This window comes from Pseudomonas sp. Tof1, assembly GCF_055390395.1.
Genome location: NZ_AP024344.1, coordinates 3,494,551 through 3,517,747, shown reverse-complemented (window position 1 = coordinate 3,517,747; position 23,197 = coordinate 3,494,551). Strand labels below are relative to the sequence as shown.

Annotated in this window: 17 protein-coding genes and 1 pseudogene; 8 read left to right on the top strand and 10 right to left on the bottom strand. The window is 64.0% G+C overall.

The window, feature by feature from the left end; translation table 11 throughout:
• Positions 1 to 7 precede the first annotated feature (7 nt).
• The 3 genes and pseudogenes from ACZ5KU_RS15520 to ACZ5KU_RS15510 all read right to left on the bottom strand — a co-directional run bounded on the left by ACZ5KU_RS15520 (position 8) and on the right by ACZ5KU_RS15510 (position 3,135).
• On the bottom strand, positions 8 to 532 hold the full coding sequence (locus ACZ5KU_RS15520) for a tetratricopeptide repeat protein (RefSeq protein WP_054059536.1): 525 nt from the start codon (positions 530 to 532) through the stop codon (positions 8 to 10).
• A gap of 231 nt (positions 533 to 763) precedes the next feature.
• Positions 764 to 1,326, bottom strand: a pseudogene (locus tag ACZ5KU_RS15515) (TetR/AcrR family transcriptional regulator).
• Positions 1,327 to 1,497: 171 nt separating this feature from the next.
• A complete protein-coding gene (locus ACZ5KU_RS15510; RefSeq protein WP_054059535.1) occupies positions 1,498 to 3,135 on the bottom strand; it encodes a methyl-accepting chemotaxis protein in 1,638 nt (545 codons plus the stop codon).
• A 216-nt stretch (positions 3,136 to 3,351) separates the two neighbouring features.
• Here ACZ5KU_RS15510 and pssA point away from each other — a divergent pair, with 216 nt between their 5' ends.
• Complete coding sequence (pssA, locus tag ACZ5KU_RS15505) at positions 3,352 to 4,695, top strand: CDP-diacylglycerol--serine O-phosphatidyltransferase (protein WP_054059534.1); 1,344 nt, start codon at positions 3,352 to 3,354, stop codon at positions 4,693 to 4,695.
• An 80-nt stretch (positions 4,696 to 4,775) separates the two neighbouring features.
• Here pssA and efeO (ACZ5KU_RS15500) read toward each other — a convergent pair whose 3' ends face one another.
• The 5 genes from efeO (ACZ5KU_RS15500) to ACZ5KU_RS15480 form a co-directional block, all read right to left on the bottom strand.
• Positions 4,776 to 5,600 carry an iron uptake system protein EfeO gene (gene efeO / locus ACZ5KU_RS15500; RefSeq protein WP_054059533.1) on the bottom strand — a complete coding sequence of 275 codons (825 nt, stop codon included), beginning with the start codon at positions 5,598 to 5,600 and terminating at the stop codon, positions 4,776 to 4,778.
• A 25-nt stretch (positions 5,601 to 5,625) separates the two neighbouring features.
• Positions 5,626 to 6,942, bottom strand: coding sequence for an iron uptake transporter deferrochelatase/peroxidase subunit (efeB, locus tag ACZ5KU_RS15495; RefSeq protein WP_054059532.1), 1,317 nt, complete (start codon positions 6,940 to 6,942; stop codon positions 5,626 to 5,628).
• 18 nt (positions 6,943 to 6,960) lie between these two features.
• Positions 6,961 to 8,154: an iron uptake system protein EfeO gene (gene efeO, locus ACZ5KU_RS15490; RefSeq protein ID WP_416769011.1), complete on the bottom strand. Its 1,194-nt coding sequence runs from the start codon at positions 8,152 to 8,154 to the stop codon at positions 6,961 to 6,963.
• 8 nt (positions 8,155 to 8,162) lie between these two features.
• The gene (gene efeU / locus ACZ5KU_RS15485; RefSeq protein WP_054059530.1) at positions 8,163 to 9,005 is read right to left on the bottom strand and encodes an iron uptake transporter permease EfeU; all 843 of its coding nucleotides are present in this window, start codon (positions 9,003 to 9,005) and stop codon (positions 8,163 to 8,165) included.
• 216 nt (positions 9,006 to 9,221) lie between these two features.
• Positions 9,222 to 9,914, bottom strand: a complete 693-nt coding sequence (locus tag ACZ5KU_RS15480) for an aspartate/glutamate racemase family protein (RefSeq protein WP_054059529.1) — start codon at positions 9,912 to 9,914, stop codon at positions 9,222 to 9,224.
• 77 nt (positions 9,915 to 9,991) lie between these two features.
• Between ACZ5KU_RS15480 and ACZ5KU_RS15475 the strand changes: the two genes are divergently transcribed.
• Positions 9,992 to 10,783: a helix-turn-helix domain-containing protein gene (locus tag ACZ5KU_RS15475; RefSeq protein ID WP_054059528.1), complete on the top strand. Its 792-nt coding sequence runs from the start codon at positions 9,992 to 9,994 to the stop codon at positions 10,781 to 10,783.
• A 9-nt stretch (positions 10,784 to 10,792) separates the two neighbouring features.
• Here the strand turns inward: ACZ5KU_RS15475 and ACZ5KU_RS15470 are convergent, their stop codons facing one another.
• Both ACZ5KU_RS15470 and ccoN read right to left on the bottom strand, forming a co-directional pair.
• Positions 10,793 to 11,017: a hypothetical protein gene (locus ACZ5KU_RS15470; RefSeq protein ID WP_054059527.1), complete on the bottom strand. Its 225-nt coding sequence runs from the start codon at positions 11,015 to 11,017 to the stop codon at positions 10,793 to 10,795.
• A gap of 26 nt (positions 11,018 to 11,043) precedes the next feature.
• Positions 11,044 to 12,471, bottom strand: coding sequence for a cytochrome-c oxidase, cbb3-type subunit I (gene ccoN, locus ACZ5KU_RS15465; protein ID WP_054059526.1), 1,428 nt, complete (start codon positions 12,469 to 12,471; stop codon positions 11,044 to 11,046).
• A gap of 382 nt (positions 12,472 to 12,853) precedes the next feature.
• On the opposite strand from ccoN, the gene tpx (ACZ5KU_RS15460) reads away from it, so the two are divergent.
• The 6 genes from tpx (ACZ5KU_RS15460) (at position 12,854) to ACZ5KU_RS15435 (ending at position 23,189) form a co-directional block, all read left to right on the top strand.
• A complete protein-coding gene (gene tpx / locus ACZ5KU_RS15460) occupies positions 12,854 to 13,354 on the top strand; it encodes a thiol peroxidase (protein WP_054059525.1) in 501 nt (166 codons plus the stop codon).
• Positions 13,355 to 13,523: 169 nt separating this feature from the next.
• On the top strand, positions 13,524 to 14,024 hold the full coding sequence (tpx, locus tag ACZ5KU_RS15455; RefSeq protein WP_054063282.1) for a thiol peroxidase: 501 nt from the start codon (positions 13,524 to 13,526) through the stop codon (positions 14,022 to 14,024).
• A gap of 177 nt (positions 14,025 to 14,201) precedes the next feature.
• Positions 14,202 to 15,503 (top strand): MdtA/MuxA family multidrug efflux RND transporter periplasmic adaptor subunit, encoded by a 1,302-nt coding sequence (locus ACZ5KU_RS15450; RefSeq protein WP_054059523.1) that lies wholly within the window; start codon positions 14,202 to 14,204, stop codon positions 15,501 to 15,503.
• Positions 15,500 to 18,601, top strand: a complete 3,102-nt coding sequence (locus ACZ5KU_RS15445; protein ID WP_054063283.1) for an MdtB/MuxB family multidrug efflux RND transporter permease subunit — start codon at positions 15,500 to 15,502, stop codon at positions 18,599 to 18,601. The genes ACZ5KU_RS15450 and ACZ5KU_RS15445 overlap by 4 nt, the downstream gene beginning before the upstream one ends.
• Positions 18,598 to 21,699: an efflux RND transporter permease subunit gene (locus ACZ5KU_RS15440; protein ID WP_054059521.1), complete on the top strand. Its 3,102-nt coding sequence runs from the start codon at positions 18,598 to 18,600 to the stop codon at positions 21,697 to 21,699. The genes ACZ5KU_RS15445 and ACZ5KU_RS15440 overlap by 4 nt, the downstream gene beginning before the upstream one ends.
• Positions 21,696 to 23,189: an efflux transporter outer membrane subunit gene (locus ACZ5KU_RS15435; protein ID WP_416769010.1), complete on the top strand. Its 1,494-nt coding sequence runs from the start codon at positions 21,696 to 21,698 to the stop codon at positions 23,187 to 23,189. Before ACZ5KU_RS15440 ends, ACZ5KU_RS15435 begins: the two co-directional genes overlap by 4 nt.
• Positions 23,190 to 23,197 lie beyond the last annotated feature (8 nt).

The window sequence follows — 23,197 nt, the reverse complement described above, 5'->3', positions numbered from 1 at the left end:
TCGGTGTTCAGGCCTGGGTCGGATGGGCGATGGCGTCGGCCAGGTCTTCATACTCTTCGCACTGGGTGCCACAGAGTGACTTGATGGCCTGCAACTGCTCCCGGGCGAGATCCAGGCGACCCTTGATCACATAGGCTTCACCCAGGTATTCGCGGACCTGAGCGTAGTTCGGATCGAGCTTGACCGCCTGCAGGTAATAGCCGATGCCTTCGTCGGTGCGTCCCAGCTTGCGGGTGGCATAGCCGCGATAGTTCAGGGCCTTGGCGGTATCGGGATTCTTCAGGGTATCGAGGACGTTCAGCGCTTCCTGGTACTGCTGGTCCTTGGCCAGGCTGTAGGCGTAGTCGGCGCGCGCGTCATCGCTGGCGCGGCTGCTCACCAGGGGTTCGCATTTGTTGGTTTTCGGATTCCAGACCTGCTGGCTGGTGCATTTGGGCTTGGGTGGCGCCGGCTCGTCGCCGGAGGCCAGTGCCAGGTTGCTCGACAGGGCAACCAGCGCGGAAACGATCAAGGTGCTTTTGCGAAGGCTCATGGTAGTGCTCCAGAGAATGGGCAACGATGAGAACGCCTGGGCGCCAGGTTTTATTCGATACCTCGGAAAATTATTTTATGCGGTGCTCCATCGGGCTCCCGGTTCCCGTTGCCGTAGGAGCGCAACCCGTGCCCGTGTTCCAGACTGTTGCAGGGTTTTATCCAGGCGAGAGCCGGCGGGGCCGGACAAACGCCATTCGTGCAGAGGCTGTGGTTGGCGCTCAAGCCGCTGTCAGAGCGCCAATAACTGGCGTGCCATGCATTGCGCATTTTCGGCTGCACTGTGGTCACCCATGACCAGTGCCACGGTAATGGCGCCGTCGATCAGGATCAGCAATTGCCGGGCAACCACCAACGGATCGTCGATGCCATGGGCTTCACAGAGCTCGACGAGGTAGTCGAGCAGTTTCTGCTTGTGTTCCTTGGCCAGCAGGCGCACCGGGTCCTGCGGGTCGCCGGTTTCGCCGGCGGTGTTGATGAAGGCACAGCCACGAAAGCCTTCCGAGGCGAACCAGCCACCCAGCACGCTGAACAGGTTGAGCAGGCGTTCGCCGCTGGTGGGGCCTTGTCGACTTCATCGCGGTACCACTGCATCCAGCGGATATCGCGCCGGCGCAAGGCCTCGATAGTGAGGTCATCCTTGGTGCCGAAGTGCCTGTAGATGCTCTTGCGTGCCACGCCGGAGGTCCTGACCAGCAGGTCGATCCCGGTGGCATGGATGCCGCCCTGGTAGATCAGCTTTTCGGCCGTTTCCAGAAGGGTCTCGCGAGTAGGGTTGGGTATGTTCTCGTTCATGGGCACGATGGTGGAACGATCGTTCTCAATGGTCAATCCCCCTTGCAGGAATATTTGCCGGCGGCCGGAGCCGTGGCGCTGCCCAGGGGCCCGGGCCGGGTGGTGGGACTGTGTCGGGCAAGCCTGCTGCCACAGTATGACGGGGACATCAGACTGTGGCAGCGCGGGAGGTCAGACCCTGAAGAAACTGACCTTGCGTGTCAGGTTGTCGGCCAGCGCCGACAGCTCGCGGCTGGACAGGGCGACCTGGTTGGAGCCGACCGAGGTCTCCACGGCGGCATTGTGGATGCGGCTGATGTTCTGGCTCACTTCCTGGGTCGCGACCCCTTGCTGGGTCGAGGCACTGGCGATCTGCGCGTTCATGTCGTTGATTGCACCGACTTCCTGGCGGATACGGACCAGCGCATCCTCGGCGACGCGGGTCTGCTCGACGGTACGCTGGGCCAGTTCCCGGCTGTTGCGCATGATTTCGGCGGTGTCGCTGGCGCCGGCCTGCAGCTGCCCGACCATCTCGCGGATCTCCCGGGTCGAATCCTGGGTGCGGTTCGCCAGGGAGCGCACCTCGTCCGCCACCACGGCGAAACCCCGTCCGGCTTCGCCGGCGCGGGCGGCCTCGATGGCCGCGTTCAGGGCCAGCAGGTTGGTACGCTCGGCAATCGAATTGATCACCTCGACCACGTTTTCGATGGCCTGGCTGTCATGGGACACCCGCCCGACGGACTCGGCGGCGTTATCGAGCACTTCGGCCAGGCGCTGCATGTCGCTGGCGGTGGTCTGCACCACCTGCTTGCCGCTTTCCACCGCCTGGTCGGCAGCGTTGCTGGCCTGTGCGGCGTTCTGCGCGTAGGCGGCGATTTCGTGCACCGTGGCCGCCATCTGGTTGACCGCGGTGGCCATGCGTTCGGTTTCCCCGGTCTGCACGCGCATCTGCTCGTTGTTGCTCTCGGAACTGGCCAGCAGTTGCGAGGACGAGCCCATCAGGTCGTGGGCCACGGCGCGCACCTGGGTGATGGTTTCGGCCAGGTGGCGGTTGCTGGTCTTCAGTGCGCCCATGACGCTGTTGGGGTGGCGGGTGTCGATCACGCCGTCGAGTTGCCCGTTGGCCAGTTGCCGGATCGCGTCGGCGACGGCTTCCGGCTCGGCGCCGAGGGTCGACTTGAGGTTGCGGATGATCAGTGCCGAGACCAGCACGCTGAGCAGGATGGCGACGGTGGTGACCAGCAGCATCAGCGTGGCGAAGTGGCTGGCGGTGGTGCGCACTTCGGCCAGTTGCTTGCCGATCGAGGCCTCCTCCCAGTCGATCAGGGCGTTGATACGCTTGAGCCATTCCTTGTAGGCCGGCGAAATATCGCTCAGCAGGAAGGCCTGGGCCTTGTCCATGTCGCCCTGTCGGCGCAGCTCGATCAGGCGGGAGGTGAGGGCCAGGGTGCTCCGTTCGGTGCTCTTGATGTCGTCCAGCAGGCGGCGCTCGGCATCCGAGGCGCCCATCCTGGCGAAGATCGCGTCCATCGGTTGTGCCGAGGCCTGGTAATCGGCGTTCAGTTTCTCGATGTTGTTCAGATGGGTCTGCAGGCCGGCATCGTCACGCACCAGCACGGCATCGCGGATGGCGATGGCACGGTCATGCACGCTGCCGCGGAAGTTGATCGCGTAACGTTGCTTGACCGCGCTGTCGTCGCTGACATCGGTCAGCGTCGAGTCGATCAGGCCAACACGATTGACCCCGATCAGGGTTACCAGGATCAGCAGCGAAAGCACCAGCCCAAACCCCAATCCAAGGCGTTTGGCGATTGTCAGAGAGCGGGGCATTTCAGGTTTCCTTAGCGTAAACGCAGGATTGATATCAGAGAGCCATTATCTGGGTAGACTTGTAGCCTGTTACAAGGGGGCATTCCAATTTGTTTTTATCTATCGCCGCGATGGACGTTGCATCCCGGCGTTGGCAACAATGCCCTGCTTGAACACGAGCATCCGGGACAATGCATGGTGTAAGCTCACGTCTTCTCCGAATTCGACCCGAGCCCTATGCCGTCGCTTTTCAAACGCGCCCTGTTACCCAAACTGCGCAGCTTCCCGCTGACCGCCGACTCCCTCACCATCCTGCCCTCGGCTGCCGAGTTCCGGCGTTGTCTGCTGGAGCGGATTGCCGCGGCACGGCAGCGCATCACCCTGGTGGCGTTGTACCTGCAGGAAGACGAGGCCGGGCAGGAGATCCTCGATGCCCTGCATGCGGCCAAGGCGGCGCGTCCGGAGCTGGAGATCGCCGTGGTGGTCGACTGGCTGCGCGCGCAACGCGGGCTGATCGGTGCCGCGAAGCAGCCGGGTAATGCCGCCTGGTACCAGGCACAGACCCGCGCCCATGAAACCGAAGTGCCGATCTATGGGGTGCCGGTGCAGACCCGCGAACTGTTCGGCGTGCTGCACCTCAAGGGCTTCATCATCGACGACTGCGTCATCTATAGTGGCGCGAGCCTGAACAACGTCTACCTGCACAAGTTCGACAAGTACCGTTTCGACCGCTACCACCTGCTGCACAACCAGGCGTTGGCCGATTCGATGCAGGGGCTTGTGCGCAAGGAGTTGCTGGCTTCCCATGCGGTCTGCCGCCTGGATCTGCCGAGCCTGCCGAGCACCCGTAGCCTGCGCGGTGGCATCGGCGACCTGCGCAGCCGCTTGAAAAGCGCCCAGTACGACACCCGCGCCGGCGGTGAGCCGAGCTTCAGCCTGTCGGTCAGCCCGTTGCTGGGGCTGGGCAAGAACAATCCGCTGAGCCGGGTGATCTGCGAGCTGATCGCCGCCAGCCAGTTGCAACTGACCATCTGCACGCCGTATTTCAACCTGCCGTTGGCGGTGACCCGGGAAATCAACCGGGCGCTGGAGCGCGGGGTGAAGATCGACATCATCGTCGGCGACAAGACCGCCAACGACTTCTATATTCCGCCGAGCCAGCCGTTCAAGGTGATCGCGGCGTTGCCGTACCTGTACGAAATCAGCCTGCGGCGTTTCGCCAAGCGCCATCAGGCGGCGATCGACAAGGGCTTGCTCAACCTGCACCTGTGGCGTGATGGTGACAATACCTACCATCTGAAGGGCATGTGGGTCGACCAGCGCTACACCCTGCTGACCGGCAACAACCTCAACCCACGGGCGTTCCGCCTGGACCTGGAAAACGCCTTGCTGATCGACGATCCGCGCAGCGAGTTGCTGGAAGTGCGGGCACGGGAGCTGCAATTGATCCTGGAGAACACCCGGCGTATCGGCAGCTTCCGTGAGCTGGAGACGTTGGTCGACTACCCGGAGGCAGTGGGCAAGTTCCTGCGGCGGGTGAGCCGGGTGAAGATCGAGCGATTGCTCTATCGGATACTCTGATCCGTTGTGGGCGCCGAATTCATTGCGGCGTCGCGAAGAATCCCTCCCGGGCACGCGCAGGCGCCCGGGAGGGCAGGGCCTCAGTTCAGGCCCAGCTTGCCGCGCAGGGTCGACAGGTCTTCAGCCAGGGTGTTGACCGGGCCGACCAGGGCCTTGCGGTCATTGTCCTTGACCTTGTCATAGGTCTCGAAACCACCGTCCTTGGTCTTGTACTTGGCCAGGATCTTGTCCACGGTGGCAAAGTTCTTGTCGACCTTGGCGGCGAAAGCCTTGTCCTGCTTCTCGATCTGTGGGCGGAACAGGTCGACGATTTTCTTCGCGCCGTCGATGTTGCCCTGGAAGTCATACAGGTCGGTGTGGCTGTAACGGTCTTCCTCGCCGGAGATCTTGGTGGCGGCCACTTCTTCGAGCAGGGCGGCAGCGCCACCGACGACTTTCTCGGGCGGGAAGGTCAGGCTGGCCACACGCGATTGCAGTTCCTTGACGTTCTTGTCCAGGCCGTCGGCCAGTTCGCCCAGGCCCTGGGTCGAGTTTTCGGAGAACAGGCTGTATTCCAGGCGGTGGAAGCCGGTGAAGTCTTCGGCCTTGACGCCTTTTTCGTGATCGTCGACACGCGAGTCGATGGCTGCGTCCAGGTCACTGAACAGCTCGGCGATCGGCTCGATCGACTCGTAGTGAACGCGGGTCGGCGCGTAGAGCTTCCTGGCGGTCGCCAGGTCGCCTTTCTTCACGGCATCGGTGAACTGCTGGGTCTTGCTGGCCAGTTCGTCCAGTTGCTCGGTGACGTAGATCTTGTAGTCCGAAACCGGGCCGACCAGGTCCAGCGGTGCGGTGGCCGCGAAGGCCGAGAGCGGAGTGTGCAGCAGGCCGACGGCCAACAACAAAGCAAGAGGCGACTTCTTCATGAGAACTTCCCGGGTGAGTTAAGGGTCAAGCCGTGGTTTTTTGTTGTGTTGCAGAAAGCAGCGAGCGACCGATGAAGTCCTGGTCGCCGGTGACGCCCGGCAAGGTGAAGAAATAACCGCCACCGATAGGCTTGAGGTATTCCTCCAGGGGCTCGCCGTTGAGCCGGGTCTGGACGGTGATGAAGCCCTGTTCCAGGTCCGATTGGTAGCAGATGAACAGCAGGCCCATCTCCAGCTGGCCGTTCTTGCTGACCCCGTTGGAGTAGTTGAACGGCCGGCGCAGGATCAGGTTGCGCTGGGTCTCGGCGGTACGCGGGTTGGCCAGGCGGATATGGGCATCGAGCTTGGTCAGCTTGCCTTCAGGGTCCCTGGTGTAGTCCGGCACCTGGGTTTCCTTCTGGCCGCCCATGGGCGCGCCGGTGCTCTTGACCCGGCCGATGATGCTTTCCTGCTCCTGCAGCGGGGTACGGTCCCAGCGCTCGACCAGGTTGCGGATGATCCGCACCGCCTGGTAGCTGCCGTTGGCGGCCCAGGCCGGTTCGTCGCTGCCCGGCTGGACCCAGACGATCCGGTCCATGGCGCTGGCGTCGTTGGAGTCAGGGTTGGCCGAGCCGTCACGGAAACCGAGGAAGTTGCGTGCGCTCTGGGCCGGCTCGCCAGGCTTGGTCGGGGCCTGTGGCGGTACGGTGCCTTCCTGTTTCCAGCGCACCAGCAGCAGGTCCGGCGTGTTCTTGACGATGTCGCGCAGGGCGTGAATGTTGGTGTCCGGGGTGTTGGAGCAGAACTGGATGCTCAGGTCACCGTGGCACAGGTCCGGTTGCAGCGCATCGTTGGGGAAGCCGACCATCTGGATCAGGCGCTTGGGCTTGACCGACTCCAGGCCGAACCGCTCGTCGAACAGCGAGTGGCCGACCGACACGGTGATGGTCAGGTTGTCTGGCGTGACGACCGGGCCGAGGATGCCGGAGTCCAGGGGCGGCAGCTTCGGATCGACCTGTTTCACCGCGCCGCCATTCATCAGGAAAGCGATGCGTTCGTTGAGGGTGCGGAACAGCCGTTCCAGGTCCTTGCGGTCACTGGCCAGGACGTCGAAGGCGACGATCATGCCGGCGGCCGGGCGCGGGGTGACGATGCCGGTCTGGTGCTTGCCGTGGAAATCGTGGCGGTCCTGGGTCTTGTCGCTGCTCGGCGCCTGGGTGACCTGGGCCTGGGCTTGCGCCGCCGCCATGGCCGGGCAGCTCAGGGCACTGCCGGCGATGGCCGCGCCGGCCACGCCCATGCCCAGCAGGACACGCCGGCGGTCAGCGGAAAATTCTTTGTTGCGCTGTGGTGAATCGCTCATGTACGGCTCGTCTGCTGATTAAAGGCCGGAGAGGCCAAGGGCGGGATCGATTCCATCGAGTGCATCGGCCAGAGCCTTGGCCTTGTCGGCAATCTGCTTGCGTTTTTCGGCGCCGACGGTGTCGTAAGTGGCATAGCTGTCGCCGCTGCGCAGGCCGTTGAATTCGGCGTCGAGGGCCACGGCCGCGCTGTCGAGCCTGGGCAGCAGCTCGGGTGCCGATTTCACCAGCAGCGGCCGCAGCAGCTCGATGACCTTGCGAGTGGCCTGCAGGTTGGCGGCGAAACCGTTCAGGTCGACATGGCTGTAGCGTTCTTCCTCGCCGTTGCCGCCACGGGTATCGGCAATGCTGCGCATGCTGCGGGCGACGATGCTGACCAGTTGCTCCGGTGGCAGCGACTGGGCCAGCAGTTGTTGCCTGAGGGTGGTCACATCGGCCTGCAGCCGCTCGGCCACCGGCTTCAGACCGTCGACGCTGCGCTGCTGGAACAGGCCGTACTCGATCCGGTGGAACCCAGCGAAGCCTGGGTCCTGCTCACGTTTTTCGTAGTAGTCGGCGCGGGCGTTGATGCCGTTGTCCAGTTCGGCGAAACGCTGGGCGGCGGGCGCCAGGCGCTGGTAGGCGGCACGGGCCGGCACATAGAGTGCCTGGGCCTGGGCCAGGTCGCCGGCGTTGATTGCCTGCTGCAGGGCGTCGACGGCCTTGATCAGGGCGCTGCCCTGGGTGCTGAGGTAGACGCGGAACTCCGACAGCGGGCCGATGAACGCGGTCATCGAGGGGCGCGCCTTGGCGGCGGCTTCCGAAGCGGCGGTCGGGGTGACGTGCAGGGTGCCACGCGGGTTGCTCAGCAGGCCGCAGGTGATCGCGTAGTCGCCGGGAGCGAGGTTGGCGTTGATTACCTGGCTCAGGCCCGGGGCGATGTTCTCGCGCTCTTCGACCACCAGCACGCCATCGAGGATTTCCCATTCCACCGCACGGTCGGACTTGTTGACGATGCGGAAGCTGTTCAATCCGGCCGGTACGCTCAGCGCGTTCGGGTCGCAGCTGTGAGCGAGGATATTGACCGTGATTTCGTTGTGATGGCTCTGACGCTTGCTCGCGGCCAACTGCGAGGCGTAGTAGAACAGTCCACCGGCCGCGATCATCACGATCACCGAGCCGGCTACCGCCCAGCGCAAGGCCTGGGGAGGTTTGCCAGTTGCAGGGTTGGACATGGGTAACCTTACGGGTTGGGAACGGAAGAAGTTTGCTTGGCGGCCGGCGGTGAGGCCGGGATGAAGAACATCACCAGGGCGATCACCAGGTACAGCAGGTAGGCGCTCAATACGCTGACGGTCGGTGCGTCCTGGTAGCCGAACATGCCGGCCAACACCGAGCCGGCCGGGCCGTCCATCGGCAGCGTGGCACTGATGTCGAAGACCACGTCCTGCAGGTGATTCCACAGGCCGGCCTCATGCAGTGCCTGCACCGAGTTGGCCAGGATGCCGGCCGCGACCACCAGGATGAACAGGCCGGTCCAGCGGAAGAACAGACCCAGGTTCAAGCGCATGCTGCCGGTATAGATGGCGAAGCCGACGAGGATCGCCAGGAGCAGGCCGAGCAGGGCGCCGATCGGTGCGCCCGGGCCTTCGCTCTGCTGAAACACTGCCAGCAGGAAGAACACGGTTTCCAGGCCTTCGCGGGCCACGGCGAAGAACACCATGGCGATCAGTGCCCAGACCTGATGTTTCGAACCCGCCAGGGCCTGGTCGAGGGAAACGTGCAGGGCGTGCTTGATGGAGCGCGAGACCTTGCGCATCCAGAACACCATCGAGCTGAGGATGCCGACGGCCACCAGGCCGACGATGCCTTCGAACAGTTCCTGCTGCTTTTGCGGGAATTCGGCGCTCACCAGTTCCAGGCCACCACCGACCAGCAGGGCCAGGGCCGCAGCGAGAAACACCCCGATCCAGACGGCGGGCATCCATTGGCCACGGCCGGTCTGCTTGAGGTAACTGGCAATGATGCCAACGATGAGCGCGGCTTCGATGCCTTCGCGCAACATGATCAGAAAGGGAACCAGCATTCGGCAAGCACGTCCGTTACTTAAAGTGGATAGTAATTTGTAACATAATGATACTCATTACTAAACAGCTTTTGCCGCCGCTAGCTGAACCGTGGCTGAACGGTTGGGGAGGGAAGGGGCCGGCTTGTTGACGATAGCGGTGTATCAGCAAGCCGAGGCGTTACCGAGAGGTCGCTATCGCCAGCAAGCCGGCTCCTGCAAGGGATTGAGCCGCGGTCAGGAGCCCAGCGCGAAATCGACCGCCGCCAGCGCGTGCAATTCGGTGGTATCGAGCAGTGGCAGGCGACTGTCCGCGGGCTTGATCAGCAGACCGATTTCCGTGCAGCCGAGAACGATCGCCTCGGCACCGCGAGCGGCCAGCCCCTCTATCACCTGTTGGTAGACCTGCCGGGAATCCTCCTTGATGACCCCGACACACAGCTCGTCATAAATGATCCGATGGACCGCCTGGCGCTGCACCGCCTCGGGAACCAGCACCTGCAGCCCCTGGGCCGCCAGCCGCTGCTTGAGGAAATCCTGTTCCATGGTGAAGGCGGTCCCGAGCAGGCCGACTTTTCGGACGCCAGCGGCGAGAGCCGCTTGCCCGGTCGGCGTGGCGATATGCAGGAAGGGGATGTCCACGGCTTCCTCGATCTGCTGCGCCAGCCGGTGCATGGTGTTGGTACACAGCACCACGCACTCGGCACCGCCGGCCTGCAAGCGACGCGCCGCATCCTGCAGGATCAGCCCGGCATCGTCCCAGCGCCCGGCGTGCTGGGCCTGTTCGACAGGCCCGAAGTCGACGCTGTACATTAGCAGCGGCGCCGAGCGCAGCGGGCCGAGTCGTGAGCGGACCTGCTGGTTGATGATCCGGTAGTACTCGGCGCTGGACTCCCAGCTCATGCCGCCGATAAGGCCGATGGTGCGCATGTGGTGCTCCTGTCGATAAGGGGTTGCCGCGGCAGTCTGCGCGCTGGCGTCGATCATGATCTATCAGGAAATTTCAGATGCCCGGACAACGCCCCGGCGTGTTTCCCCTGCCAGCCCGTTCGCTGTTGGAGGGCCGCCTGTGTCTGCAACTGTTGCCGCGTTCCGCCTATAGCGGTCGGGATCCGGTGCAGTGGCAGACCCTGGGCATTGCCCTGGAGCATCAGTGGGGTGTGCACGCGATCGATTCCGACCGACGCGTGGACTTCGACACCCCTCCCGGCACCCTGGCCCTGACGCCGCCGGGTGTCGAGGTGTTTTCCGAGTCCGCCGAAGGTGGCGAGTATCTGCTGGTGCGCTGGCAACTCGAGGATGAACGGCCGCGGATACAACGCCGGCTGGAGAGTACCGGGCACGCACGAGGCTTGGCCCTGGGGCGGCAACTGCGCCGCCTGTTGCTGGAGCCGGACGGTGATCCGCTGCGGCTGGAGGCGACGGCACTGGAGTTTGTCGGCTTGTGCGATTCGATGCCGGCCGGCAATCCTCGACCGCGGGACTTTGCGGGGGTACTGCGCCGTTTTGCCGAGGATTTCGCCCAACCCTTGAGCCTGGCCCAGTTGGCGGCGGGGCAAGGGCAGTCGCAACTGCGCTTTCTGCGGGACTTCACCCGGGCCGTTGGCATGACGCCCCATGCCTATCTGCTGGAGGTTCGGGTGCAGGCGGCCCGGCGGATGATCGAGAGCGCTGACAGGCCGCTGGCGGAGATTGCCCTCGATTGCGGTTTTGCCCACCAGTCCCACCTGGGCAGCGCGTTTCGCAAGGTGCTGGGGATCACGCCTGGAAATTACCGCAGGCGTGTCACGGTTCGTTAACCTGCCACCCTACATATCCATTGGCGTCCACTCCCTGGTTGGCGGCTCCTCGACCATTGCCTTCGGCACCACCTTGCCCGTCGCCTGTTCAACCCGCTGCGCCACCTCCGGATCGTCGGAGAACAGCATCAGGCTGGCGTCATCCAGACTCTTTTCCGATTGATCCCGCAAGCAGTAGCCGATTCCCAGGTACAGCGAAACCACCGCCATCAGATTCAAGCCGATTTCCAGCATCGTCCTCTCCTTTTGTCCGTCAGCACTCAGGCAATCTGCGCCGCCTGCCGGGCCAGCGCGGTATCCGCCACCCGCACCGTGCGCCAGGTGTTGTAGGCCATCAGCAGCATGCCGCCGAGGAAGAACACTCCACCGACGAAGCGCACGACAAACCCGGGATGGCTGGCCAGCAAGGCCTCGACGAAGGAGTAGGTGAGGGTGCCGTCCTCGTTCACGGCCCGCCACATCAGGCCCTGGGTGATGCCGTTGACCCACATCGAGGCGATGTACAGCACCGTGCCGATGGTCGCCAGCCAGAAATGCAGGTTGATCAGCCCGACGCTGTGCATCTGCTCACGACCGAACACCCTGGGGATCATGTGGTAGAGAGAACCGAAGGTGATCATCGCCACCCAGCCCAGCGCGCCGGCATGGACGTGGCCGATGGTCCAGTCGGTGTAGTGGGAGAGGGCGTTGACGGTCTTGATCGCCATCATCGGGCCCTCGAAGGTCGACATGCCGTAGAACGCCAGGGACAGCACCAGAAAGCGCAGGATCGGGTCGGTGCGCAGCTTATGCCAGGCGCCGGAGAGGGTCATCATGCCGTTGATCATGCCGCCCCAGCTCGGTGCCAGCAGGATCAGCGACATGGCCATGCCCAGCGATTGCGCCCAGTCCGGCAGGGCGGTGTAGTGCAGGTGGTGGGGACCTGCCCAGATGTACAGGGTGATCAGCGCCCAGAAGTGGACGATGGACAGGCGATAGGAGTACACCGGCCGGCCGACCTGCTTGGGCACGAAGTAATACATCATGCCGAGAAAGCCGGTGGTCAGGAAGAAGCCTACCGCGTTGTGCCCGTACCACCACTGCACCATGGCATCGGTCGCGCCGGAATAGACCGGGTAGGACTTGAACCAGTCCACCGGGATCGACAGGTGATTGACCACATGCAACATGGCGATCACCAGGATGAAGGCGCCGAAGAACCAGTTGCCGACGTAGATGTGCCGGGTCTTGCGCCGTACCACGGTGGTGAAGAACACGATGGCATAGGCGACCCAGACCAGCGCCATCCACACCGCGCCGCTGAACTCGATCTCGGCGTATTCCTTGGTGGTGGTGTAGCCCAGCGGCAGGCTGACGAACATGATCACGATCACCGCCTGCCAGCCCCAGAAGGTGAAGGCGGCCAGGGTATCGCTGTACAACCGTACCTGACAGGTACGCTGCACCGCGTAGTAGCTGGCGGCGAACTGCGCGCTGCCGGCGAAACCGAAGATCACCAGGCTGGTGTGCAGCGGGCGCAGGCGGCCGAAGGTGGTCCAGGGCAGGTCGAGGTTCATTTCCGGCCAGACCAGTTGCGAAGCGATCAGCACGCCCATCGCCATGCCGATCACGCCCCAGAACACGGTGGCGATGACGAATTGTCGGACCACCTTGTAGTTATAGGCTTCTGCGTTTGCTGCTGTACTCATGCTCACGTCTTCCACGGTTGCCAGATCCTGCCAGGCCACCCCGGCCCGACATGGGACGGACTGTAGGAACTGCCGCGCAGGCAAAACAGACTCAGAAATGGCTCATTCATACGGATCAGGCTTTTATCCGGCGTGGATGGGCGATGATCTCGCCTGATATGGGTTTTGCTGAAAGTGGCTGTCCTGTTTGCTGGTATCAGGGGGACAGGGCGGCCCCAGGAGAGTGGCGGCAGTTTTCCGCGCAAGTTCCTACAGTAAAAAGCTGCATTTCAGATTTGCCGGACCGGCGCGGGTGTGCGAATTTGTCGCTCCCCCCATAGGTCGATCGGCGCTTTCGTGCTTAACTTCGACCTCTTCAAATATTTCTGGAAGGATTTCGTTCATGGCTCAAGTCACCCTCAAAGGCAATCCGGTCAAGGTCAACGGCCAACTGCCACAGGTCGGCTCCAAGGCCCCGGCCTTTTCCCTGGTCAACGCCGGCCTGGCCGATGTCACCCTGGAAAGCTTTGCCGGCAAGCGCAAGGTGCTGAACATTTTCCCAAGCGTCGACACCCCGACCTGTGCCACCTCCGTGCGCAAGTTCAACGCCCAGGCCAACGACGTGGCCAACACCGTGGTGCTGTGCATCTCGGCTGACCTGCCTTTCGCCCAGGCCCGCTTCTGCGGCGCCGAAGGCCTGGAAAACGTACAGAACCTGTCGACCCTGCGGGGTCGCGAGTTCATCGAGAACTACGGCGTGGCCATCGCCGAAGGCCCGCTGACCGGCCTGACCGCCCGTGCGGTGGTGGTGCTGGACGAGAACAACAACGTCCTGCACAGCGAATTGGTAGGCGAGATCGCCGACGAGCCGAACTACGATGCGGCCCTGGCTGTCTTGAAGTAAGCGGCGACCTCAGTCACCCACGGCCTGGCCTCGTCCAGGCCGTTTTTGTTTGTGCAGTGCTCTAGCGTGGGCCTGGTGCTGTGACAATTTGTGTTTGGGCGTAGGTGTCGCCGCCATATCGTGGTTAACTTCGACCCTTCCTCTACAACCGTTCAAAAGGATTCGCCGCATGGCTCAAGTGACGCGCAGGGGTGTGGTGGTGCAGGTCAATGGCGAACTGCCGCTCCCCGGCACCCGGGCACCCGCATTCTCCCTGGTGAACAAGGACCTGGCGGATGTCGCCCTCAGCGACTTCGCCGGCCAGCGCAAGGTGCTGAACATCTTCCCCAGCGTCGACACACCGACCTGCGCCAAGTCGGTCCGTGCCTTCAACGCCCACGCCAACGGGCTGAACAATACCGTGGTGCTGTGCATTTCCGCTGACCTGCCGTTCGCCCAGGCGCGCTTCTGCGGTGCCGAAGGCCTGGAGAAGGTGCAGAACCTGTCGACCTTGCGCGGTGCTCGATTCATGCAAGACTACGGCGTAGCCATCGCCGACGGGCCGCTCACGGGCCTCACCGCCCGGGCCGTGCTGGTACTCGACGAGCAGGACCAGGTGCTGCACAGCGAACTGGTCGCCGATATCGGCCAGGAACCCGACTACGTCGCCGCTCTCGCTGTCCTGCAGTAAGCGACCTTGCATTTATTCACGGCCTGTCCCTGTCCAGGCCGTTTTTCATTTGCGTTTCAGTGCCTTGCCCAAAGGTCGAAGAACGTCATGCAAAGGTAAATTGCCGGTAAAGGCACTTTGCATGAAACATTTGAGTGCTTATCTTTCAGGCTCCTAAGGAAGAAGCTCTCGCCCACAATGGTTGATCACTCCATGCAATCCTCTGCTCCTCGCAAATCCCGTCGTTGGCTGTTCGGCCTGTTCACCGTGTTGATCATCGCGGCGCTGTGCTGGCATTTCTGGCCGGCCGGCGAGCACAAGACCGAACACAAGCCGGCAGGGCATACCGGCAAGACGGGCATGATGCGCCCGGGCTTCGGCGCCTCCACCGGGCCGGTACCGGTGCGCGTGGCTCCGGCGACCGTCGGCGATTTCCCGCTCTATTACAAGGCGCTGGGCACCGTGACTGCGCTGAACACGGTCAATGTGCGGGCGCAGGTGGGCGGCCAACTGGTCAAGATCAATTTCCAGGAAGGGCAGATGGTCAAGGCCGGCGACGTGCTCGCCGAAATCGACCCGCGCAACTATGAAAGCGCCTTGCTGCAGGCCCAGGGCACCCTATTGCAGAGCCAGGCCCAGTTGAAGAACGCCCAGGTCGACCTGCAGCGCTATCGCGGGCTGTATGCCGAGGACAGTATCGCCAAGCAGACCCTGGACACCGCCGAGGCCACCGTACTGCAGTACCAGGGCACGGTGAAGAACAACCAGGGCGCGGTCGACGCGGCCAAGCTGAACCTGGCGTTCACCAAGATTCGCGCACCGATTTCCGGACGCCTGGGCCTGCGCCAGCTGGACGTCGGCAACCTGCTGGCGGCCAACGACACCCAGGCCGTGGCCGTGATCACCCAGACCCAGCCGATCAGCGTGGCGTTCACCCTGCCGGAGAACAACCTGGACGTGGTGCTGCCGCGTTTCCGCAGTGGTGCGCACCTGCCGGCCGAAGCCTGGGATCGTGGTGATGTGAAGCTGCAGGCCACCGGCGTGCTGCAGAGCCTGGACAACCAGATCGACATCACCACCGGCACCCTGAAGTTCAAGGCGCTCTACGAGAACAAGGACCAGATCCTGTTCCCCAACCAGTTCGTCAACGTGCGCCTGCTGGCCGATACCCTGAAAGGCGTGATACTGGCGCCGAGCGCGGCGATCCAGTTCGGTACCGACGGGACCTTCGTCTATGCGCTGGAGGGTGACAAGAAGGTCAGGATTCGTCCGCTGAAGGTCGGGCCGAGTGACGGTAATGTCACTGTGATCACCTCGGGCCTGGCCGCCGGTGACCGGGTGGTGCTCGAAGGCACCGACCGCCTCAAGGATGGGGGCGAGGTGGAAGTGGTCAATGACAGCCAGGACGTACCGAGTACGCCAGCCGAACACTTGCACGGTGCCAAGGCCAAGGACGGCGAAGCGGGTACTGACGCCAAGGCGAAAAAGGTCGGCGCATGAATCTCTCGCGGCTGTTCATTCTCCGCCCGGTAGCGACCACCCTGAGCATGCTGGCGATCGTCCTGGCCGGGGTGATTGCCTACCGGCTGCTGCCGGTGTCGGCACTGCCCCAGGTCGACTACCCGACGATCCGTGTCATGACCCTGTATCCGGGCGCCAGCCCGGACGTGATGACCAGCGCGGTCACCGCGCCGCTGGAGCGCCAGTTCGGGCAGATGCCCGGGCTGACCCAGATGGCTTCCACCAGTTCCGGCGGTGCCTCGGTACTGACCCTGCGCTTCAACCTCGACATCAACATGGATGTCGCCGAGCAGCAGGTCCAGGCGGCGATCAACGCCGCGACCAACCTGCTGCCCAAGGATCTGCCGGCACCGCCGGTGTACAACAAGGTCAACCCGGCGGATACCCCGGTGCTGACCCTGGCGATCACTTCGAAAACCATGCTGCTGCCCAAGCTCAATGACCTGGTCGACACGCGCATGGCGCAGAAGATCGCCCAGATCAGTGGTGTCGGCATGGTCAGCATCGCCGGTGGTCAGCGCCAGGCGGTGCGGATCAAGGTCAACCCCGAGGCCCTGGCGGCCAACAGCCTGAACCTGTCCGACGTGCGCACGCTGATCGGCGCCTCCAACGTCAACCAGCCCAAGGGCAACTTCGACGGCCCGACCCGGGTGTCGATGCTCGATGCCAACGACCAGTTGCGTTCACCCAAGGAATACGCCGAGCTGATTCTCGCCTACAAGAACGGCGCGCCGTTGCGCCTGAAGGACGTGGCCGAGATCGTCGACGGTGCGGAAAACGAGCGTCTGGCGGCCTGGGCCAACCAGAGCCAGGCGGTATTGCTGAATATCCAGCGCCAGCCGGGGGCCAACGTCATCGAGGTGGTCGACCGGATCAAGGCGCTGCTGCCGAGCATCACCGACAACCTGCCGGCCGGCATCGACGTCGCCGTGCTCACCGACCGCACCCAGACCATCCGTGCTTCGGTGACCGACGTACAGCATGAACTGCTGATCGCCATCGCCCTGGTGGTGATGGTCACGTTCCTGTTCCTGCGCCGGGCCAGCGCCACCATTATTCCATCGGTGGCGGTGCCACTGTCGTTGATCGGTACCTTCGGCGTGATGTACCTGGCCGGCTTCTCGATCAACAACCTGACGCTGATGGCCCTGACCATCGCCACCGGTTTCGTGGTCGACGATGCCATCGTCATGCTGGAAAACATCTCGCGCTTCATCGAGGAGGGTGACAGCCCGATGCAGGCGGCGCTCAAGGGCGCGAAGCAGATCGGTTTCACCCTGGTGTCGCTGACCCTGTCGCTGATCGCGGTACTGATCCCGCTGCTGTTCATGGCCGATGTGGTGGGGCGGTTGTTTCGCGAGTTCGCCATTACCCTGGCGGTGGCCATCCTGATTTCCCTGGTGGTCTCGCTGACCCTCACACCGATGATGTGCGCGCGTCTGCTCAAGCGTGAACCCAAGGAACAGGAGCAGGGGCGTTTCTACCGGGCCAGCGGTGCCTGGATCGACTGGCTGATCGAGTCCTACGGACGCAAGCTGCAATGGGTATTGAGGAACCAGACGCTGACCCTGCTGGTGGCCGTCGGCACCCTGGCGCTGACCGTGTTCCTTTACCTGGTGGTGCCCAAGGGCTTCTTCCCGGTGCAGGATACCGGCGTGATCCAGGGTATTTCCGAGGCGCCGCAATCGGTGTCGTTCGCCGCCATGAGCCAGCGGCAACAGGAACTGGCCAAGGTGATCCTGGCCGACCCGGCGGTGGAAAGCCTGTCTTCCTATATCGGTGTCGACGGCGACAACGCCACGCTCAACAGCGGGCGGCTGCTGATCAACCTCAAGCCCCATCGTCAGCGAGACCTCAGCGCGGCGCAGGTGATCGCACGCCTGCAACCGGAGGTGGACCAACTGGTCGGCATCCGGCTGTACATGCAGCCGGTGCAGGACCTGACCATCGAGGATCGGGTCAGCCGCACCCAGTACCAGTTCAGCATGTCCTCGCCGGACGCCGACCTGCTCGCCGAATGGAGCGACAAGCTGGTCCACGCCCTGGCCCAGCGCCCGGAACTGACCGACGTCGCCAGCGACCTGCAGGACAAGGGCCTGCAGGTGTACCTGGTGATCGACCGCGATGCCGCCTCACGGCTCGGCGTGTCGGTCTCCGATATCACCGATGCGCTGTACGACGGTTTCGGCCAGCGGCAGATTTCCACCATCTACACCCAGGCCAGCCAGTATCGTGTGGTGCTCCAGGCCCAGGCGGGGGAGAAGATCGGCCCCGCCGCCCTCGATCAGATCCACGTCAAGACCACCAGCGGCAGTCAGGTCCGGCTGTCGAGTCTGGCGCGGATCGAGGAGCGCCAGGCGCAACTGGCGATCTCGCATATCGGCCAGTTCCCGGCGGTGACGATGTCGTTCAACCTGGCGCCGGGCGTCGCCCTGGGCAAGGGCGTCGAGATCATCGACCAGGTCAAGCAGGAGATCGGCATGCCGATCGGCGTGCAGACCCAGTTCCAGGGCGCCGCCGAAGCCTTCCAGGCCTCGCTGTCGAGCACCTTGCTGCTGATCCTGGCGGCGGTGGTGACCATGTACATCGTGCTCGGGGTGCTTTACGAGAGCTATATCCATCCGGTGACGATTCTCTCGACCCTGCCATCGGCCGCGGTGGGTGCCTTGCTGGCACTGATCCTCAGCGGCAATGACCTGGGCATGATCGCCATCATCGGCATCATCCTGCTGATCGGTATCGTCAAGAAGAACGCGATCATGATGATCGACTTCGCCCTTGACGCCGAACGCAACCAGGGCATCCCGCCCGAGCAGGCGATCTACCAGGCGGCGCTGCTGCGCTTCCGGCCGATCCTGATGACCACCCTGGCGGCGCTGTTCGGTGCCGTGCCGCTGATGCTGGCGACCGGCTCCGGCGCCGAACTGCGTCAGCCCCTGGGCCTGGTGATGGTCGGCGGGTTGCTGGTCAGCCAGGTGCTGACGCTGTTCACCACGCCGGTGATCTACCTGTTCTTCGATCGGCTGGGACGGCGCTGGGGGCGGCATCCGAGCCGCCTGGAGCAGGCCGACACATGAACCTTTCCGGACCCTTCATCCGCCGGCCGGTAGCGACCATGCTGCTGAGCCTGGCGATCGTCCTGCTCGGTGGCGTCAGCTTCGGCCTGTTGCCGGTATCGCCACTGCCGCAGATGGACTTCCCGGTGATCGTGGTCCAGGCCAGCCTGCCGGGTGCCAGCCCGGAAGTCATGGCCTCGACCGTGGCCACACCGCTGGAGCGCTCGTTCGGGGTGATCCCCGGCGTCAACACCATGAGCAGCCGCTCCAGCCAGGGTTCGACCCGGGTGATCCTGCAGTTCGACATGGACCGCGACATCAACGGCGCGGCGCGGGAGGTGCAGGCAGCCATCAACGCTTCGCGCAACCTGCTGCCCAGCGGCATGCGCAGCATGCCGACCTACAAGAAGGTCAACCCGTCCCAGGCGCCGATCATGGTGTTGTCGCTGACCTCCGACGTGTTGCAGAAGGGCCAGTTGTACGACCTGGCCTCGACCATCCTGTCCCAGAGCCTGTCCCAGGTGCCGGGCGTGGGCGAAGTGCAGATCGGCGGCAGTTCGCTGCCGGCGGTGCGCATCGAACTCGAACCCCAGGCGTTGAACCAGTACGGCGTGGCCCTGGACGATGTACGTACCACCATCGCCAACGCCAACGTGCGCCGGCCCAAGGGATCGCTGGAGGACGACCAGCGCAACTGGCAGGTGCAGGCCAACGACCAGTTGGAGAAGGCCAAGGACTACGAGCCGCTGATCATCCACTACCAGAACGGTGCGGCCCTGCGCCTGGGCGATGTGGCGAAGATCAAGGACAGCGTCGAGGACCGCTACAACAGCGGCTTCTTCAACAATGACGCCGCCGTGCTGCTGGTGATCAACCGCCAGGCCGGCGCCAACATCATCCAGACGGTCAACGAGATCAAGGCGCAGTTGCCGGCGTTGCAGGCGGTGTTGCCGTCCAGCGTCAAGCTGAACCTGGCCATGGACCGCTCGCCGGTGATCAAGGCGACCCTGCATGAAGCCGAGATGACCCTGCTGATCGCTGTCGCCCTGGTGGTGCTGGTGGTCTACCTGTTCCTCGGCAACTTCCGCGCGTCGCTGATCCCGACCCTGGCGGTGCCGGTGTCGCTGATCGGCACCTTCGCCATCATGTACCTCTACGGGTTCTCCCTGAACAACCTGTCGCTGATGGCGCTGATCCTCGCCACCGGCCTGGTGGTGGACGATGCCATCGTGGTGCTGGAGAACATCTCCCGGCATATCGACGAGGGTGTGTCGCCGATGAAGGCGGCCTACCTCGGGGCGAAGGAGGTCGGTTTCACCCTGTTGTCGATGAACGTTTCGCTGGTGGCGGTGTTCCTGTCGATCCTGTTCATGGGCGGCATCATCGAGAGCCTGTTCCGCGAGTTCTCGATCACCCTGGCGGCGTCGATCATAGTGTCTCTGGTAGTCTCCCTGACCCTGACGCCGATGCTCTGCGCCCGCTGGCTCAAGCCCCAGGGCGCGCAGACGCGCCTGCAGCGCTGGAGCGAGCAGGCCAACGAGCGCATGGTCAGCGCCTACGCCCGCAGCCTGGACTGGGTGTTGCGCCACCGGCGCCTGACCCTGCTCAGCCTGCTGGTGACCATCGCTGTCAACGTCGCACTGTACGTGGTGGTGCCCAAGACCTTCATGCCGCAGCAGGACACCGGGCAACTGATCGGTTTCATCCGCGGCGATGACGGCCTGTCGTTCGGCGTGATGCAACCGAAGATGGAGACGTTCCGCAAGGCGATCCTGGCCGACCCCGCGGTACAGAGCGTGGCCGGCTTCATCGGTGGCAACAACGGCACCAACAACGCTTTCATGCTGGTACGTCTCAAGCCGATCAAGGAACGCAACATCTCGGCGCAGAAGGTCATCGAGCGCCTGCGGGTCGAGATGCCCAAGGTCCCCGGCGCACGCCTGATGCTGATGGCCGACCAGGACCTGCAGTTCGGCGGCGGTCGCGAGCAGACCACCGCGCAGTACTCCTACATCCTGCAGAGCGACGACCTGGCGGCCCTGCGCGAGTGGTATCCGAAGGTGATCGCGGCGTTCAAGGGGCTGCCGGAACTGACCGCCATCGACGCCCGCGAAGGTCGCGGCGCGCAGCAGACCACCCTGGTGGTCGACCGCGATACCGCCAAGCGCCTGGGCGTCGACATGAGCATGGTCACCGCAGTGCTGAACAACGCCTACAGCCAGCGGCAGATCTCCACCATCTATGACAGCCTGAACCAGTACCAGGTGGTGATGGAGGTCAACCCGAAATACGCCCAGGATCCGGAAACCCTGAACCAGGTCAAGGTGATCGGCAGCGACGGCCAGCGCATTCCGCTGTCGGCCATCGCCCACTACGAGAACAGCCTGCAGGAAGACCAGGTCAGCCATGAGGGGCAGTTCGCCTCGCAAAGCCTGTCGTTCGACATGGCCCCGGGCGTGACGGTGGAGCAGGGCACGGCGGCGATCGAGCGGGCGGTGGCCAAGCTAGGCCTGCCGGAGTCGGTGATTGCCAAGATGGCCGGCACCAGCGATGCCTTTGCCGCCACCCAGAAAAGCCAGCCGTTCATGATTCTCGGCGCGCTGGTGGCGGTCTACCTGGTACTGGGGGTGCTCTACGAGAGCTACATCCATCCGCTGACCATCCTCTCGACCCTGCCTTCGGCCGGCGTCGGCGCCTTGCTCAGCATCTACCTGCTGGGCGGCGAGTTCAGCCTGATTTCCCTGCTCGGGCTGTTCCTGCTGATCGGTGTGGTGAAGAAGAACGCGATCCTGATGATCGACCTGGCCCTGCAACTGGAGCGCCATTCGGCGCTCGAGCCCCTGGCCTCGATCCGTGAAGCCTGTCTGCTGCGCCTGCGGCCGATCCTGATGACCACCCTGGCGGCGATCCTCGGTGCACTGCCGCTGCTGCTGAGCACCGCCGAAGGGGCGGAAATGCGCCAGCCGCTGGGCCTGACCATCATTGGCGGGCTGGTCTTCAGCCAGGTCCTGACCCTTTACACCACCCCGGTGGTTTACCTTTATCTCGACCGCCTGCGCCACCGTTTCAACGCCTGGCGTGGCGTCCGTACCGATGGTGCTCTGGAAACTCCGCTATGACTGACCACTCCTACTGCAATGCGACCGCCCGGGCCGCACAACGCCTGGAAATGGCCCGCGGCTCGCGCCTGCTGAGCCTGGCCCTGTGCGGGCTGATGCTCAGCGCCTGCGCCGTCGGCCCGGACTACAAGCGCCCGGAAGCCGCCACGCCGGCGCAGTACAAGGAAGCCGCCGGCTGGCGCCAGGCCCAGCCCAGCGACTCGCTGGCCCGTGGCGCCTGGTGGGAGCTGTATGGCGATCCGGTGCTCAATGGCCTGGTGGAAAAACTCAACAGCGGCAACCAGACCGTGGCCCAGTCCGAGGCGCAGTTCCGCCAGGCCCAGGCCCTGGTGCGCAGTTCCCGCGGGGCGTTCTTTCCCAGTGTCGACCTGAGCGCGGGCAAGACCCGTTCCAGCCAGGGCACCGGCAGCAGCAACTCAAGCCTGAGCAGTTCCGCGAGCGGGATTCGCGACACCTACAACGCGCAATTGGGCGTGAGCTGGGAAGCCGATGTCTGGGGCAAGCTGCGCCGCGGCCTCGAGGCGGACCAGGCGAGTGCCCAGGCGAGCTTCGCCGACCTGGCGGCGATGCGCCTGAGCCAGCAATCGGAACTGGTGCAGAACTACTTGCAACTGCGGGTGATCGATGAGCAGAAACGCCTGCTCGAAGCCACCGTGCAGGCCTATGAGCGCTCGCTGAAAACCACCGAGAACCAGTACCGCTTCGGCGTTTCGGACAAGGCCTCGATCGCCCAGGCGCAGACCCAGTTGAAAAGCGCCCAGGGCGACCTGATCGACCTGGCCTGGCAGCGCGCCCAGTTTGAAAACGCCATTGCTGTACTGACCGGCCAGGCACCGGCCGACTTCAAGCTGGCGGCCACCCGCGACGTTCCGGCGTTGCCACAGATTCCGCTGGGCCTGCCGTCGCAACTGCTGGAGCGGCGTCCGGATGTCGCCTCGGCGGAGCGCTCGGTGATTGCCGCCAACGCCAAGATCGGCGTGGCGAAGGCGGCCTACTACCCGGACCTGACCCTGAGCCTGTCCGGCGGCTACAGCAGCAGTACCTATGCCGACTGGATCAGCCTGCCGAACCGCTTCTGGTCGGTGGGGCCGAAACTGGCGATGACCCTGTTCGACGGCGGGCAGCGCTCGGCGGAAGTGGAACGGACCGAGGCGGTGTATGACCAGACTGTTGCCAAGTATCGCCAGACCGTGCTCGACGGTTTCCGCGAGGTGGAGAACTACCTGGTGCAGCTCAAGGTGATGGAGAACGAGGCGGTGGTGCGCCAGCAGGCGCTGGACTCGGCCCGTGAATCCCTGCGCCTGACCGAAAACCAGTACAAGGCCGGCCTGATCGCCTATCTGGATGTGGTCACCGTGCAGACCACCGCCCTGAGTAACGAGCGCAGCGTGCTGAGCCTGCTGCAGAGCCGGCTGATCGCCAGTGTGCAACTGATCGCCGCCCTCGGCGGGGGCTGGGACGGCGCCACCGGGCCGGTGGCCGCCAAGTAACCCGATCC